General features: G+C 68.8%; 14 protein-coding genes and 3 tRNA genes. 9 read left to right on the top strand and 8 right to left on the bottom strand.

Annotated elements, in window-relative coordinates:
• Nucleotides 1-9: 9 nt before the first annotated feature.
• Nucleotides 10-96 (bottom strand) — tRNA-Leu (locus tag ABE438_RS00270).
• A 277-nt stretch (nucleotides 97-373) separates the two neighbouring features.
• On the opposite strand from ABE438_RS00270, the gene ABE438_RS00265 reads away from it, so the two are divergent.
• Complete coding sequence (locus ABE438_RS00265) at nucleotides 374-1,483, top strand: branched-chain amino acid ABC transporter substrate-binding protein (RefSeq protein WP_346501012.1); 1,110 nt, start codon at nucleotides 374-376, stop codon at nucleotides 1,481-1,483.
• A gap of 364 nt (nucleotides 1,484-1,847) precedes the next feature.
• Here ABE438_RS00265 and ABE438_RS00260 read toward each other — a convergent pair.
• Nucleotides 1,848-1,922 (bottom strand) — tRNA-Asn (locus tag ABE438_RS00260).
• Between the two features lie 183 nt (nucleotides 1,923-2,105).
• Here ABE438_RS00260 and ABE438_RS00255 point away from each other — a divergent pair.
• From ABE438_RS00255 to ABE438_RS00240, 4 genes are all read left to right on the top strand, one after another.
• Nucleotides 2,106-2,179, top strand: a tRNA-Cys gene (locus ABE438_RS00255).
• Between the two features lie 206 nt (nucleotides 2,180-2,385).
• On the top strand, nucleotides 2,386-3,021 hold the full coding sequence (locus ABE438_RS00250) for a protein-L-isoaspartate O-methyltransferase family protein (RefSeq protein ID WP_346500080.1): 636 nt from the start codon (nucleotides 2,386-2,388) through the stop codon (nucleotides 3,019-3,021).
• Nucleotides 3,022-3,265: 244 nt separating this feature from the next.
• On the top strand, nucleotides 3,266-4,639 hold the full coding sequence (locus tag ABE438_RS00245; RefSeq protein ID WP_465248539.1) for a TolC family outer membrane protein: 1,374 nt from the start codon (nucleotides 3,266-3,268) through the stop codon (nucleotides 4,637-4,639).
• Nucleotides 4,640-4,810: 171 nt separating this feature from the next.
• Entirely contained in the window at nucleotides 4,811-5,407 is a 597-nt protein-coding gene (locus tag ABE438_RS00240) for a PopZ family protein (RefSeq protein WP_346500076.1), read from the top strand.
• A gap of 234 nt (nucleotides 5,408-5,641) precedes the next feature.
• Here the strand turns inward: ABE438_RS00240 and ABE438_RS00235 are convergent, their stop codons facing one another.
• Nucleotides 5,642-5,881, bottom strand: a complete 240-nt coding sequence (locus ABE438_RS00235) for a hypothetical protein (RefSeq protein WP_346500074.1) — start codon at nucleotides 5,879-5,881, stop codon at nucleotides 5,642-5,644.
• Between the two features lie 22 nt (nucleotides 5,882-5,903).
• Nucleotides 5,904-6,401 carry a pyridoxamine 5'-phosphate oxidase family protein gene (locus ABE438_RS00230; protein ID WP_346500072.1) on the bottom strand — a complete coding sequence of 166 codons (498 nt, stop codon included), beginning with the start codon at nucleotides 6,399-6,401 and terminating at the stop codon, nucleotides 5,904-5,906.
• Nucleotides 6,402-6,530: 129 nt separating this feature from the next.
• On the opposite strand from ABE438_RS00230, the gene dps reads away from it, so the two are divergent.
• The 3 genes from dps (at nucleotide 6,531) to ABE438_RS00215 (ending at nucleotide 10,765) form a co-directional block, all read left to right on the top strand.
• Nucleotides 6,531-7,010: a DNA starvation/stationary phase protection protein Dps gene (dps, locus tag ABE438_RS00225; protein WP_346500070.1), complete on the top strand. Its 480-nt coding sequence runs from the start codon at nucleotides 6,531-6,533 to the stop codon at nucleotides 7,008-7,010.
• Between the two features lie 125 nt (nucleotides 7,011-7,135).
• The gene (locus ABE438_RS00220) at nucleotides 7,136-9,964 is read left to right on the top strand and encodes a valine--tRNA ligase (protein ID WP_346500068.1); all 2,829 of its coding nucleotides are present in this window, start codon (nucleotides 7,136-7,138) and stop codon (nucleotides 9,962-9,964) included.
• Nucleotides 9,965-10,183: 219 nt separating this feature from the next.
• Complete coding sequence (locus ABE438_RS00215) at nucleotides 10,184-10,765, top strand: YqaA family protein (RefSeq protein WP_346500066.1); 582 nt, start codon at nucleotides 10,184-10,186, stop codon at nucleotides 10,763-10,765.
• An 18-nt stretch (nucleotides 10,766-10,783) separates the two neighbouring features.
• Here ABE438_RS00215 and ABE438_RS00210 read toward each other — a convergent pair whose 3' ends face one another.
• Nucleotides 10,784-11,395 (bottom strand): DUF938 domain-containing protein, encoded by a 612-nt coding sequence (locus tag ABE438_RS00210; RefSeq protein ID WP_346500064.1) that lies wholly within the window; start codon nucleotides 11,393-11,395, stop codon nucleotides 10,784-10,786.
• A 109-nt stretch (nucleotides 11,396-11,504) separates the two neighbouring features.
• On the opposite strand from ABE438_RS00210, the gene ABE438_RS00205 reads away from it, so the two are divergent.
• On the top strand, nucleotides 11,505-12,764 hold the full coding sequence (locus tag ABE438_RS00205; RefSeq protein ID WP_346501010.1) for a hemolysin family protein: 1,260 nt from the start codon (nucleotides 11,505-11,507) through the stop codon (nucleotides 12,762-12,764).
• Between the two features lie 96 nt (nucleotides 12,765-12,860).
• Here ABE438_RS00205 and ABE438_RS00200 read toward each other — a convergent pair whose 3' ends face one another.
• The 3 genes from ABE438_RS00200 to ABE438_RS00190 all read right to left on the bottom strand — a co-directional run bounded on the left by ABE438_RS00200 (nucleotide 12,861) and on the right by ABE438_RS00190 (nucleotide 14,747).
• Nucleotides 12,861-13,175: a hypothetical protein gene (locus tag ABE438_RS00200; RefSeq protein ID WP_346500062.1), complete on the bottom strand. Its 315-nt coding sequence runs from the start codon at nucleotides 13,173-13,175 to the stop codon at nucleotides 12,861-12,863.
• A gap of 90 nt (nucleotides 13,176-13,265) precedes the next feature.
• Nucleotides 13,266-14,462 carry an FAD-dependent monooxygenase gene (locus tag ABE438_RS00195; protein ID WP_346500060.1) on the bottom strand — a complete coding sequence of 399 codons (1,197 nt, stop codon included), beginning with the start codon at nucleotides 14,460-14,462 and terminating at the stop codon, nucleotides 13,266-13,268.
• Nucleotides 14,463-14,495: 33 nt separating this feature from the next.
• The gene (locus ABE438_RS00190) at nucleotides 14,496-14,747 is read right to left on the bottom strand and encodes a zinc-finger domain-containing protein (RefSeq protein ID WP_346500058.1); all 252 of its coding nucleotides are present in this window, start codon (nucleotides 14,745-14,747) and stop codon (nucleotides 14,496-14,498) included.
• Nucleotides 14,748-14,843 lie beyond the last annotated feature (96 nt).

Below are 14,843 nucleotides of genomic sequence, written 5' to 3'. Positions count from 1 at the left end.
ATGGGGAGATGGTGCGGACGACGGGACTCGAACCCGTAAGTCATTGAAGACGCAAGATTTTAAGTCTCGTGCGGCTACCAGTTTCGCCACGTCCGCAGCGTGGGGCCGGAGCGCGTCACACGCCATGGCCTCACCGCCTTGCGCTATAGCACAGGCGCCGTAACGCAGGGATAGAGCGCCTTTCGCCTAGCTGGCCTGCCGGGACCGCACGGCCGGCGGCGCTCGCCCCCGCTTCGCCTCTTGCGCCCCGGCCCGTGCCGCCCGCGGCGTTCCCGCACCGGCCTGCGGTGTCCGCCGCCGCAGGGCTGGCCTATAACGGCAGGGCGAAGCCGGGAGCTGAGCCAATAATCGTGACGTCGAGGAGATGCAGATGATGCGAGCCAGATTCCTCTCGGGCGCTGCCATGGCGGCCGCCCTCCTGATCGCGGGCACCGCGGCCCGCGCCGATATCGTGATCGGCCTGGTCGCGCCGCTGACGGGCCCGGTCGCCGCCTATGGCGAGCAGGTCAAGAACGGCGCGCAGGTCGCCGTCGACGGCATCAACGCCAAGGGCGGCGTGCTCGGCGAGAAGCTGGTGCTCAAGCTGGTCGACGATGCCGGCGATCCGCGCCAGGGCGTTTCCGGCGCCAACCTGCTGGTGGGCGAGAATGTCCGCTTCGTGGTCGGCCCGGTCACCTCGGGCGTGGCGATGGCGGCTTCCGACGTCTTCGCCGAGAGCGGGGTGCTGATGGTCACCCCGACCGCGACGGCGCCGGCGCTGACCAATCGCGGCCTGTCCAACGTGCTGCGCACCTGCGGGCGCGACGACCAGCAGGCCGAGGTCGCGGCGAACTACGTCCTCGCCAAGCTCAAGGACGAGCGCATCGCCGTGCTCCACGACAAGGGCACCTATGGCAAGGGCCTGGCCGACGCCTTCAAGGCGGTGCTCAACAAAGGCGGTGTGAACGAGGTCGCCTATCTGACGCTGACGCCGGGCGAGAAGGACCTCGCCGCGGTGGTGACGCGGCTGAAGGCGGCCAATGTCGAGGTGATCTACTTCGGCGGCTACCATCCCGAGGGCGGCCTGCTCGCCCGCCAGCTGCACGAAGCCGGCATCAAGGCGACGATCGTCGGCGGCGAGGGGCTCTCCAACACCGAGCTCTGGGCGATCGGCCGCGAAACGGCAGAAGGCACGCTGTTCACCAACGCCACAGACGCCCTGAAGAACCCCGCCTCTGCGGAGGCCGTGGCCCAGCTGAAGGAGAAGGGCATCCCGCCCGAGGCCTTCACGCTCAACGCCTATGCCGCCGTCGAGGTGCTGAAGGCCGGCATCGAGAAGGCCGGCAAGGCGACCGACGCGCAGGCGGTCACCAAGGCGCTGAAGGACGGCCAGCCGATCAAGACGGCGATCGGCCCGCTGACCTATGGCAGCACCGGCGACCTGACCTCGCCGAGCTTCGCGATGTTCCGCTGGGAAGGCGGCAAGATCGTCGCGGCCGACTGATCGATATCCGCGCCGCGGGAGCCGACGAGGCGTCCCGCGGCGCGATTCGCGGCGGTGGCTGCGATTCGGCCGGTAGGTGTCGAACCGATGATGTCCGGATTCGCGGCCGATCGGCTCGGTACGTTGCGTCGGGAGAGGAGGCGCCGAGCGAGACGGAAAGGTGCTCTTGGCATCGGGGAGATATGCGGATTCGGCCGTTGAGCCCGGTCAGAACTGCAAAATCCCGTGCTGTAGGCTGCGCAGGCGGCTGCTCGCGGCAAGCAGATCAACAGCCTGCGACAGCTGGCGTCCGGTTATCGTCGCGATGTCATGAAGGTCGTGTCTTTCCAGATCATCGGCGCGCGATCTCGCGCGTCTGGAAAGGTGGCTCCCGGAGCAGGATTCGAACCTGCGACCAATCGATTAACAGTCGATTGCTCTACCGCTGAGCTATCCGGGATCGATGGCGCCGTATAGCCACAGCCGGTGGCCGGGCGCAAGCCCCGAATGTGCATCGGTGGACAATTCTGCACGACGGGCTGTGGGCCGGCATTGAATTCGCGCGCGGCATGGTTGCGGTGCGTCGCGCATCCCGGTATAGCCGGCGCCGGATCGGTCGCTCCGCCGCGACCGCTCTTCGGATGGCCTCGTGGCGGAGTGGTTACGCAGAGGACTGCAAATCCTTGCACCCCGGTTCGATTCCGGGCGAGGCCTCCAAACGATTTCCCGCCGGACCTGTTCGCCATCGCGCTTCTGAGCGTATCGCGAAGCTCCGCGGACACCCCCGCAAACCAGCATCGATCGGGCAGCGCGCCAGCCGTGCGCCGATGACGCGGCGCGGGTGGTCGCGCGGCCTTGCCTTTTGCCGCGCCGTCGCCCAAAACCCCGCTGCCGGCCGGGGCCGGATAGTCGGAGATTTGAGCATGGCCAGCTTCGCGGATCTGCGGCGCATGATGGTGGATTGCCAGCTGCGCACCTATGACGTGACCGATCGGGCCGTCCTGGCGGCGGCCGACCACGTGCCGCGCGAGGCCTTACTGCCGGGCGAGTTGTCGCATCTGGCCTATATCGACCAGCCGATCGCGCTGCCCGGCACCGGGCGCGCCCTGCCGGCGCCGATGGTGACCGCGCGCATGCTGCAGTTCCTCGAGGTCAAGCCCGGCGAGAGCGTGCTGGAATATGCCGGCGGCTATGGCGCCGCGCTGATGGCGCAGATGGGCGCGCAGGCCACCCTGCTCGAAACCGACGAGGCGGCGCTCGCTTTGGCCAAGGCCGCCTTCGCGCGTGACGACGTGCCGTCGGTCGAGGCGGTCGCTTCGCTGCCGGCCAATGCGCAGTTCGAAGCGGTGCTGGTCTCCGGCGCCTGCGAAATCGCGCCGGAGCCGCTGTTCGGCCATGTCGCTCCCGGCGGCCGGCTGATCGTGATCGAGGGCCATGGCCGTGCGGCGCGCGCGATGCTTTACCGGCATGTCGGCGAGAGCCTGAGCGCCCGCCCGGTCTTCGATGCGGCAGCTCCGCTGCTCGCCGAATTCCGCAAGGCCGAGGCCTTCGTCTTCTGATCGCGCCCATCGGCCCGGCCGGAATGGCGGGGTCGGGAGGGCGCAGGACTGTCGCATTTTTGCGGCAGTCGGGATTTGTTAACAGCTGGTTTCCCGCAACTGCGTTGGCGATGCCGGGCTCCGGCCCTATAGATTCCGCGCAGAGAGTGCCGAGGCTAGGGCGATGCCTGGGCGTGACACGAGTCCGCACAAGAGGCGTCCGGTGACCGTATCGACCCAGTTTCTCAAGAAGACCGCCAGCCGCATGGCGATCATCGCAGGGCTCGCCTTGGCGGTCAGCGCGCCGGTGGCGGCGCAGACGATGGAGCAGGCGCTGTCGCGCGCCTATTCGGCCAACCCGACCCTGAACGCCCAGCGCGCCGCGCTGCGCGCCATCAACGAGAATGTGCCGCAGGCGCTGTCCGGCTATCGGCCCCGCATCAACGCCTCGGGCGACATCGGCGCCAGCATCACCGAGAGCGACACGCCGGCGATGCCGCGCACGGGCGCGCCGCATGGCAGCAACACCCTGCGGTTGAACCCGCGCGGTGTAGGGCTCAGCGTCGACCAGAACATCTTCGACGGCGGCAAGACCCGCAACTCCGTCAGCCAGGCCGAATCGCAGGTGCTCGGCGGGCGCGCGCAGCTGCTGAACACCGAGCAGAACGTCCTGCTCGACGCCGCCACCTCCTATATGAACGTGCTGCGCGACACCGCGATCCTCAACCTCAACCGCAACAACGTCGAGGTTCTCGAGGAGCAGCTGCGGCAGACGCGCGACCGTTTCCAGGTCGGCGAGGTGACGCGTACCGACGTCGCACAGGCCGAGGCGCGCCTGTCCTCGGCGCAGTCGCAGGCCATTCTGGCCGAAGCCAACCTCAAGACCTCGATCGCGCGCTATCGCCAGAATGTCGGCGCCGAGCCGAAGCGCCTGGCGCCCGGCCGCCCGGTCGAGAACCTGCTGCCGCGCAATCTGCCGGCCGCGCTCAACGCCGCGCTGACCAACCATCCCGCGATCATCGCGGCGCTGCATGGCGTCGACGCTGCCGAGCTGCAGGTGAAGGTCTCGGAAGCCGATCTCTATCCGACGCTCGGCGTGCGCGGCACGGTGGCGCAGCGCTACGACAACCAGATGTTCGGTGACCGCCGCGCCTCGGCGAGCGCCGTCGCGACGCTGACGATCCCGATCTACGAAGGCGGGCAGGTCTATTCGCGGACCCGCCAGGCCAAGGAGATCGCGGGCCAGCGCCGCATCGAGGTCGACACCTCGCGCGACACGGTGCGCGCCGCCGTGGTCTCGGCCTGGGGCGGGCTCGAGGCCGCCAAGGCGCAGATCACCGCCGCCCAGGCGCAGGTGCAGGCGGCCGAAACCGCGCTCGCCGGCGTGCGTGAGGAGGCGAAGGTCGGCCAGCGCACCACGCTCGACGTGCTGAACGCCCAGCAGGAGCTGGTCAGCGCGCGTTCGACCCTTGTCACCGCGCAGCGCGACCGGGTCGTGGCCTCCTATGCGGTGCTGTCGGCGACCGGTCGTCTTTCGGGCCGGACGCTCAAGCTCAAGACCGAGCGCTATGACGAGCGCAAGCATTACGAGCAGGTCAAGGGCCTGCTTTGGGGCACTCAGACGCCCAGCGGCCGTTGAGGTCGCGGGCCGGGTTGCGGGACTTTCGTAGCTGAACCGGCCCGTTCTCTCCCGATTCTCCTGTGGGCGCGGCCATGCTCGCCTTGCATGGCCGCTCGACGGTGAAATACTTCTGCGAGGGAGGGCGCTGATTCTCGGGGCGGCCTCGGTGTCGAGTGATCCGGATCGAGCATGAGCGCGCAGCCGAAGGCCAACGAACCCTCCATGGAGGAGATTCTCGCCTCCATCCGGCGGATCATCGCTGATGACGAGAAGCCGGCGGAGGCCGAGGCGGCGCCTGTCGCCCTTGTGCCCGCCGAACAGCCGCCGGTGACGCCGGTCATCGAGCCGGAGCCCGAGGAGGACGATGTCCTCGATCTCGGCGCCGAAGCGACGAGCGTCGACGCCGAGGTCGCGCTCGCGGACGATGTCGATTTCGCAGAGCCCGCGGCCGCCGCGGAGCCGCCCGTGCAGCTCGTCGTACCCGAGGCGCCCGAACCCCAGCCTGCCATCGCGATGCCGCCGCCGCCCGTGCAGCCCGCACCGGCGCCCGCGCCGGCTCTCGACATGGCCGGGCTGATTTCCGACCAGACCGGCGCCGCCGTACAGAACGCCTTCGGCGCGCTGGCCAATACCGTCCTCAGCAACAATGCCCGCACCCTGGAAGACCTGGTGAAGGACATGCTGAAGCCGATGCTCAAGACCTGGCTCGACGACAACCTGCCGGGCATGGTCGAGCGTCTGGTGCGCGCCGAGATCGAGCGCGTCGCGCGCGGTGGCCGCCACTAGGATTTTTGCATCGCCTTTCAGGCGCATCATCGCGGATCGCGGGGCGTCCATCAGCATTCGGGCAAGGCCGGCGTGACGGTCTAATGACCGATCTCGGCCTCGGGCCCGGCAGACGAGAAGCGCCCCGGAGCTCGCGAGCCCGGGGCGTTGTCGTTTCTATGAGGCGTCAGCCAAGAGCGTCGCGGCGGTCATGCAGGCGTCCGCACGGCCAAGCCGTGTCACTCCCAGCGCGTATCAGCGGCGCCGGCGGCGTCCGCGTTCACGCAGGCGGCTTTCGGCCGCGGGGATGACCTTGTCAAAGGCGCCGCCCTCGCGCAGCTTGTGGATGGCGTAGCCGGCGAGCGCCATCATCGCGGTGGGCGGGCCGAGGCGGGAAACGAGCACGCCGAGTGCCAGCGAGACTGGCTTGGGATAGCGCCCGGAGGCGGCTTCCGCCGCGACCCAGGCGCCGACGAGATGGACCAGAAGACGCATGCGCCGATTCTCCTCGTGACGGTCAGAGCATGACCTTGCGGTTCTCGCCGAGATCCGGCTTCGAGCCGGTCAGGGCCGCGGCGGCCATCTTGACGCCGGTGACGAGCTTTCCGGGGCTGTCCCAGTACTCGGCGAAGTCGGGCCGCACCCGCAGCACGCGGATGTTGGGATCGTCCTTGCTCTCCCAGAACGCCCGCGCGGCTGTCGACCACATCTCGTCGACCTTGGCGCGGTCGTCGAGGACATTGGCGGTGCCCGAGACCGAGACGTAGCGATAGGAGCCGTTGTCCGCGAAGCTCAGGCAGACGTTCTGATTGATCTCGATCTCGTCGTCCTTGTGGTCCCGGACGTCGGTGAGGAAGTAGATCGCGTCCTCATCGCGGCGCACATGCGCGCTCATCGGCCGGGCGCGTAGGCGGTCGCCCTGAACGTCGTGGCTGACCAGCATGCACAGGCCGATGTCTTCGATCATCTCCCAGGCACGCTTGCTGTCCGGGTCGCGGGCGGTATCGTGGGCCATGGCGGGTTTCTCCTTGTTCGGGATTTGAAACCATCGAGACGCGACGGGGTTCCCCTTCCGCGCCCGGTTCTTCCGCCTCGCCATGGCGGGGGAGCGAGAGGGCGGCGACGAAAAGCGTGAGGTGCCATCATGGCCAAGCCGAGTTCCCGCATCGACCTGAAGTCCAACACGAAGACGCAGCTGATCGCCCTCCTCAACGACAGGCTGGCGGATGCGATCGATCTCGCTCTGATCACCAAGCAGGCGCACTGGAACCTGCGCGGCCCCGGCTTCATCGGCATCCACGAGATGCTCGACACCTTCCGCGCCGATATCGACCTGCATGCCGACACCGTCGCGGAGCGGGTGTCGCAGCTCGGCGGCTTCGCGCTCGGCACCACGCAGACCGTCGCGGCGGGCAGCAAGCTCGCGCCCTATCCGACCGACATCGTCGCGGTGAAGGACCATCTCGCCGCGCTGATCGACCGTTATGCCGATGCCGCCAACGCGGTCCGCAAGTCGATCGACGAGGCGGACGAGGCCGGCGATCCCGACAGCGCCGACATCCTCACCGCCTATTCGCGGGCGCTCGACAAGGCCCTGTGGTTCCTCGAGGCGAACGCCGCCTGAGCCTCGCCGCCGCCGAAGGCGTTGACGGGATGCATGCGCATGGGCTCTTAAGGCGGCAGACCTTTTGACCTTGCGTTTTTCGCGGCGGGGGCTGGTCCCCGGCCGCTTTTCGTTCGAGCGAAGCGATGATGGACAAGACTTTCGAGCCCGCCAGCGTCGAGGCGCGGATCAGCAAGGCCTGGGAGGAGGCGCAGGCCTTCCGGGCGGGCCGCGGCGCGCAGCCCGGCGCCGAGCCCTATTGCATCGTGATCCCGCCGCCGAACGTCACCGGTTCGCTGCATATGGGCCACGCGCTCAACAACACGCTGCAGGACGTGCTCTGCCGCTTCGCCCGCCTGCAGGGCAAGGACGTGCTCTGGCAGCCCGGCACCGACCATGCCGGCATCGCCACCCAGATGGTGGTCGAGCGCAAGCTCGCGGCCGAGAACAAGACCGACCGCCGGAGCATGGGCCGCGAGGCGTTCCTGGCCGAGGTCTGGAGGTGGAAGGAGGAGTCCGGCGGGACGATCGTCAACCAGCTCAAGCGCCTCGGCGCCTCCTGCGACTGGTCGCGTGAGCGCTTCACCATGGACGAGGGGCTGTCGGCCGCCGTCCTCAAGGTCTTCGTCGCCCTGCACCGGCAGGGGCTGATCTACCGCGCCAAGCGGCTGGTGAACTGGGATCCGAAGTTCCAGACCGCGATCTCCGATCTCGAGGTGCTCCAGGTCGAAAAGACCGGCAGCTTCAAATGGCAGCGCGACGGCGAGGAGGCCTTCGATGCCGCGAAGCTCGACAAGGCGCTGGCCAAGGATCCGAGCGGACATCTCTATTATTTCGACTATCCGATCGAGGGGACGACCTACGATCCGGCCGATCCTGCGACCTATGTCACGGTGGCGACGACGCGGCCCGAGACCATGCTGGGCGATACCGGCGTGGCGATCCACCCGGAGAACGAGACGCTCAAGGGGCTGATCGGGCGCAAGCTCGTGCTGCCGCTGGTCGGGCGCGTCATCCCGGTCGTCGGCGACGAGTATGCCGATCCGGAGAAGGGCACCGGTGCGGTCAAGATTACCCCGGCGCACGACTTCAACGATTTCGACGTCGGCAAGCGCACCGGGCTCGCGGTGATCAACGTGCTCGACGGCGAGGCCCGCATCCTGCTCCAGGACAATGAGGAGTTCCTGGCCGGCGCCACGCCGGAGGCCGAGACGCTGGCGCTGCACGGGCAGGACCGCTTCGCGGCGCGCCGGGCCGTGGTCGGCATGATGGCGGCGCGCGGCCTGCTGCGGAAGGTCGAGCCGAACACCCATACCGTGCCGCATGGCGACCGCTCCGACATGGTGATCGAGCCCTGGCTGACCGACCAGTGGTATGTCGACGTCAAGCCGCTGGCCCAGCGCGCGCTGAAGGCGGTGGCCGACGGGCGCACCAAGATCACGCCGGAGAACTGGACCAAGACCTATAATGACTGGCTCGAGAACATCGAGCCCTGGTGCGTCTCGCGCCAGCTCTGGTGGGGCCACCAGATCCCGGCCTGGTACGGGCCGGACGGCGAGTGCTTCGTCGCGGAGTCGGAGGCCGCCGCGCAGGCGCTGGCGCTCGGCCATTATGGCGGGGCGGTCGAACTGCGCCGCGACGAGGACGTGCTCGACACCTGGTTCTCCTCGGCGCTCTGGCCGTTCTCGACGCTGGGCTGGCCGGAAGAGACGCCGGAGCTGAAGCGCTACTACCCGACTGCGACGCTGGTCACGGCCTTCGACATCATCTTCTTCTGGGTCGCCCGGATGATGATGATGGGCCTCAACTTCATGGACGAGGTGCCGTTCAGGGACGTCTACATCCACGCCATCGTTCGCGACGAGAAGGGCGCGAAGATGTCGAAGTCGAAGGGCAACGTCATCGACCCGCTGGTGCTGGTCGACAAATACGGCGCCGACGCCCTGCGCTTCACCCTCTCGGCCATGGCTGCCCAGGGGCGCGACATCAAGCTCGCCACCGCGCGCGTCGAGGGCTATCGCAACTTCGCGACCAAGATCTGGAACGCGGCCCGCTTCGCCGAGATCAACGGCTGCGCCCGCGCCGAGGGCTTCGATCCGGCCGCGGTCAAGCTGCCCCTCAACCGCTGGATCCTCTCCGAGGCGGCCCGCGCGGCCGACGCGGTCGCTGCCGGCATCGAGAGCTTCAAGTTCAACGAGGCGGCCGATGCGGCCTATCGCTTCGTCTGGGGCCAGTTCTGCGACTGGTATCTCGAACTGTCGAAGCCGGTGCTGCAGGCCGAGGAGACGGATGCCGCCGGCGCCGCCGCCCGGGCCGAGACGCAGGCCACCGTCGCCTTCGTCACCGACCTGATCTGCCAGCTGCTGCACCCGTTCATGCCCTTCCTCACCGAGGAGCTCTGGGCCCAGAAGGCCGGCGTCGGCGCGCCGCGCACGGTCGCGGCCGGCGAGCCGGACCTGGTCTGCCTGACGCGCTGGCCGCAGCTGGGCCATCTGGTCAACGCGGCGGCGGAGGCCGAGATCGGCTTCGTCGTCGACCTGATCTCGGATATCCGCTCGGTCCGCTCCGAGACCAACGTGCCGGGCGGGGCGCAGGTGCCGCTTGTGCTGGTATCGGCCAGCGCGGCGACGCGCGCCACGGTCGAGGCCTGGGCGCCGATGATCGAGCGCCTGGCGCGGCTGTCCTCGATTGCCTTTGCCGACGAGGCCCCGGCGCAGTCGGCGCAGATCGTGGTGCGGGGCGAGATCGCGGCCCTGCCGCTGGCCGGCATCATCGATCTCGACGCCGAGCGCGTGCGCCTGAGCAAGGAACTCGCCAAGCTCGACCAGGACATCGCCGCGGTCGAGCGCAAGCTCGGCAACCCCGACTTCATGGCGCGCGCGCCGGAGGAGATCGTCGAGGAGAACCGCGAGCGCAAGGCGAGCGCCGAGGCCCGCAAGATCCGGATCGCCGAGGCGCTGGAGCGTCTGGCCTGAGCCGCGAAGGATCGATCCCGACCCTGCGTCACGGTGCCGCCGGCACCGTGACCGGCGGCCGGGTGAAGCAAGGCTCACGGCTCGCATTCCCGCCACGAACGTCATGCAATTGACGCTGCCGTAAGAGATGTCTGGCACTCTCGCCAGCCATGACGTAGGTGCGACTCGCACGGGATCCTCCCGGGCAGGGAGCGGAATCCGGGAGCGGTCGATCTTTACATGCTGAAGCGTGCTTACGACTGGTGCGTCTCCTACGCCTCGCACCCGGCGGCCCCGTGGCTGCTCTTCACGATCACCTTCGTCGAAAGCTCCGTCAGCCCGCTTCCGCCCATCCCGCTGCTGATCCCGATGTGCATCGCCCGGCCGGACCGGGCCTGGTTCTATGCCGGCATCTGCTCGCTCGGCGCGGTCACCGGCGGCTATCTCGGCTATGCGATCGGCGCGCTGCTCTATGAATCGCTCGGCGCTTGGCTGATCGGCATCTACGGCTTGCAGGAGAAGGCCGCGACGCTGATCGCCACCTCCCAGGACTACTGGTTCTGGGTCCTGCTGACCAAGGGGCTGACGCCGATCCCGTTCAAGATCGTCACGATCATGTCGGGCTTCCTGCATTTCGACCTGTGGAAGTTCACCGTCGGCATGGTGGTGTCGCGCGTCACCTTCTTCGCGATGATCGCGGTGGCGCTGCGCTATTACGGCGACGACATCCGCATCTTCATCGAGAAGCACCTGCCGATGACGGCGCTGGCGCTGGCGCTGATCATCGTCGCCGGCTTCTTCGTCCTGCCCATGGTGCTCTGAGCCAACGGTCCCGGCCGCTCAGGCCGGGCGCTTTCGGAAGACGAGGCTCAGATTGTTGGCCGGCATGGCGGTGATCGCCGGCGGGCCAAAGCCTTGCTCCGCGGCCAGCGCCGCCACCGCCTCAACGTCGCGCAGGCCCCAGGCCGGATCGCGCAAGCGCAGGCTCTCGTCGAAGGCGGCGTTGCTCGGCGCCAGCGGCACGCCCTCCTGCCGGTAGGGGCCGTAGAGGTAGAGCGGCGTGCCCGCGGCCAAAAGCCGGCCCGCACCCCGCATCAGCCCCTGCGTCGCCGCCCAGGGCGAGATATGCACCATGTTGATGCAGATCAGCGCGTCCGCCTGCGCGATCGGCCAGTCGGGCGCGGCGGCGTCGAGCGCCAGCGCCGGCAAAACGTTGCCGAGGCCCGCATGCGCGGTCCAGGCGTCGATGCTGCGGCGGGCTCCGGCATCCGGGTCGGAGGGCTGGAAGCGCAGTTCCGGCCAGGCCCTGGCGAAATGTATGACGTGCTCGCCGGAGCCGCTGGCGATCTCCAGCACCAGTCCCCGCGCCGGCAGCGCCTCGCGCAGCACGGAGAGAATCGGCTCGCGGTTGCGCTCGGTTGCGGCGGCGAAGCGCCGTTCGTCCGTCGCCATCGCTGTTCCCCCATCGCGTTCCATCGCGAATACGCTATAAGCGGAGCAGAAGCGGGTCGATAGCGAGTGCGATCCCGCAGCCTCAGAGCCAGTTTTGTTAACGGAGATAGTGATCGTCGTCGTGCTCACCGCCATCAACGGTGTGCTCGCCATGTCGGAGCTCGCAGTGGTCTCGTCGAGGCCGGCAAGACTGAAGGTCCTCATCGAACAGGGCAGCAAGGGAGCGGCGACGGCGCTGCGGCTGTCCGAAAACCCCGGCCGCTTCCTCTCGAGCGTCCAGATCGGCATTACCCTCGTCGGCATCCTCTCGGGTGCCTTCTCAGGCGCGACCCTCGGCCTGCGCCTCTCGGACTGGCTTCTCGATGAGGGCCTAAGCAAGGCTGTCGCCGACACGCTCGGCGTCGGTATCGTCGTCGTCCTCATCACCTATCTGTCTCTGATCGCCGGCGAACTGGTGCCGAAGCAGATCGCGCTGCGCGATCCCGAGCGGATCGCCTCGCGCATCGCGCCGGCCATGGCGGTTCTCGCCAAGATCGCCGCGCCGCTGGTCTGGCTGCTCGATGCCTCGGGCAAGCTGGTGCTGGCGCTGCTCGGCCAGAAGGGCGAGACGGAGGAGCGCGTCACCGAGGAGGAGGTGCGCACCATCATCGCCGAGGCGGAGACGGCCGGCGTTCTGGAACGCGACGAGCGCGAGATGATCTCGGGCGTGATGCGCCTCGCCGACCGTTCCGCCCGCGCGCTGATGACGCCGCGGCGCGATGTCGAGGCGATCGACCTCACCGACGATCTCGAAGAGATCCGCCAGCAGATCCGCCACACCAAGCGCAACCGCCTGCCGGTGCAGGACGACGAGGCCGATTCGATCATCGGCATCATCGAGGTGAAGGAACTGATCGAGGCCTTCGCCGACGGCACGCCCGACCTGCGCGCCCTGGTGCGCGAGGCGCCCGTGGTGCTCGACACCAGTGGCGCGCTCGACGTGCTGCGCGCCATCCGCACCACCCGCGTCCATATGGCGCTGGTCTTCGACGAGTACGGGCATTTCGAGGGCATCGTCACCTCCAGCGACGTGCTCGAGGCGATCACCGGCGTCTTCCAGGAGGAGGACGAGGACGAGCCGCCGATCGTCATGCGTTCGGACGGCTCCTACCTGGTGGCGGGCTGGATGCCGGTGGACGAGTTCGCGCATGAACTCGGCGTGCCGGTGCCGCGCGATGCCGACTACCAGACGGTGGCCGGCTTCGTGCTCGCCGAGATGAACCGCCTGCCCGGCGTCGGCGAGAGCTTCGAGAAGGAGAACTGGCGGGTCGAGGTCGTCGATCTCGACGGGCGCCGGATCGACAAGGTGCTGGTCAGCCGCATCGCCTGACCCGAGGGGGATTTTCCACGCTCCCCGCAGATCAGAAAAAAGGCCGGCCGCGGATGATGCGGCCGGCCTTCGTCGTTTCGGAGAGGGTACTATTGCTCAGCGACGGCGGTCGTCGCTCTCGATTACGCGGTACTCGGCATCGACGATCTCGCCAGCACCCTGCGTGGAGGCCGCCTCGCGGAACGGGTCGCGCGGATCGATGCCGGCCGCGCGCAGCTTGCGGCGCATCTGCCATGCGGCGATGGCGCCGCCGGCGATCACCACCGGCACGAGGATCAGCGCCAGGCTGGCGGCCACGAGAAACAGCAGGACGCCGACCGCGAAGGCGCCGGCCATGACGAGCCAGCTCGCCCAGCGGGGCAGGCGCGCCATGCGCGCATTGGCGGCCTTGTTGATGTCGATGCGGATCATGGGAGGGGTTCGTCTCGCGTCATGCCCGCAATGTAGGAAGCGAATGCGGCGATGGCGAGATGTCCGTGCGCCGCCGCGACGATGCGCCCGTCAGCCGGCGGGCGGCATCCAGTCATAGACCCAGGCATGGCGCTGGCGCAGCCCGTCCGGCCCGAGCCGGCGCAGCACCATGTCGCGTGCATAGCTCCAGGGCTTCGCCAGGTGATAGGCGCTGCCATTGTTGCGGCTGGTCTCCTGCATGCGGGCTGCACGCTGGGCGCGGGCTGCGGCATAGGCCGCGAAGGCGGCAGGCAGGGCCGCGGCGCCGCCTTCAGCCAGACGGTGTGACAGCGCGTCGGCCAGTACCGCCGCATCCTCGATCGCGAGGCCGGCGCCCTGCGCCAGGAAGGGCAGGACGGGATGGGCGGCGTCGCCGAGCAGGGCGATGCGGCCGTTCGCCATGGCGGTCGGCGGACGGTCGTGCAGCGACCAGACATGCCAGGCGGGCGCATCCGCCACCAGCCGGCGCAGATCGCCGCAGGCATGGCTCAGCGTCGCCGAGAGTTCCTGCGCCTGGCCGGGGCGGGACCAGCCGTCCTGGCCGTGCCGCGCGCCGCGGATGATGACGAGGTTGATCTCCTGCCCGGAGGCGACGGGGTAGTACACCGCGTGGCGGGCGCGGCCGAGCTGCAGCGTCACCTTGGCAGCGCGCAGGCTCGCAGGCAGGCCGGCGACCGGCACCAGCGTGCGCCAGGCCTCCCAGCCGGTAAAGCGGGGCGGGCGGGCGTCGCCAGCCAGAACGCGGCTGCGCGACCAGGCGCCGTCGGCGCCGACGAGGCCCATCACCTGCATGGTCTCGGTCTGGCCGGTCTCGCTGGCCAGGGTGACGTCGAGATGGTCGCCTTCATCCTTGACCTCGGCGAGGCCGCGGCCGATCAGCCAGCGGATGTTCGGCATGGTCCGGGCCGCGTCGAGCAGGATCTGGTGGATGTCGGCGCGCTTGACGGTGCGGAACGGCGTCTGGTCGGCGGGGCCGGCGCTGAACGGCATGGTCAGGACGTCGTTGCCGTTCCAGTGCCGGATCTCGAGCCGGTCGGGCCTGACCGCGATGCGGCGCAGCGCGAGGCCGAGATCGAGCGATTCGAGCACGCGGCCGGCATTGGGCGAGACCTGGATGCCGGCGCCGACCTCGTGGAAGCGGGTGCGCTTCTCGCAGACGATAAGCGGAATGCCGCGCCGCGCAAGGGCGATGGCAGTGGTCAATCCGCCGATCCCCGCGCCGGCGATCAGAATGGGTAGGGAAGTCATGATGTCCTTCCGCCGGCAGCCGGCGGGCCGGAGTCAGGCGGCGCGGGCCGCGTCGTGATACTCGCACTCCGCCGGCTTGGCGTGGCCGTTGCCGAGCGAGGCATCGTATTTGAACAGCGTCGAGCAATAGGGGCAGACGATCTCGTCGTCCGAGCCCATGTCGAGGAAGACGTGCGGGTGGTCGAAGGGCGGCTTCGCCCCGATGCACATGAATTCGCGCGCGCCGGTATGGATCACGGCGACGCCGGGATCGTTGTGGAAATGCGGTGTGCCGTGGTCGGCCATGGTCGCTCTCTCGCTTGCTCGCGGCGGCACGCTCGTCGCCCGCCCCATATACTCCCAGCCGCGCGCGACGCAAACCTCGCCGGCCACCCGCGACGA

Source organism: Allobosea sp. TWI1241 (genome assembly GCF_039673065.1).
Taxonomy (GTDB): Bacteria; Pseudomonadota; Alphaproteobacteria; order Rhizobiales; family Beijerinckiaceae; genus Allobosea.
Note: the sequence above shows the minus strand (reverse complement) of the source record. Positions and strands in the feature narration are given on the sequence as shown.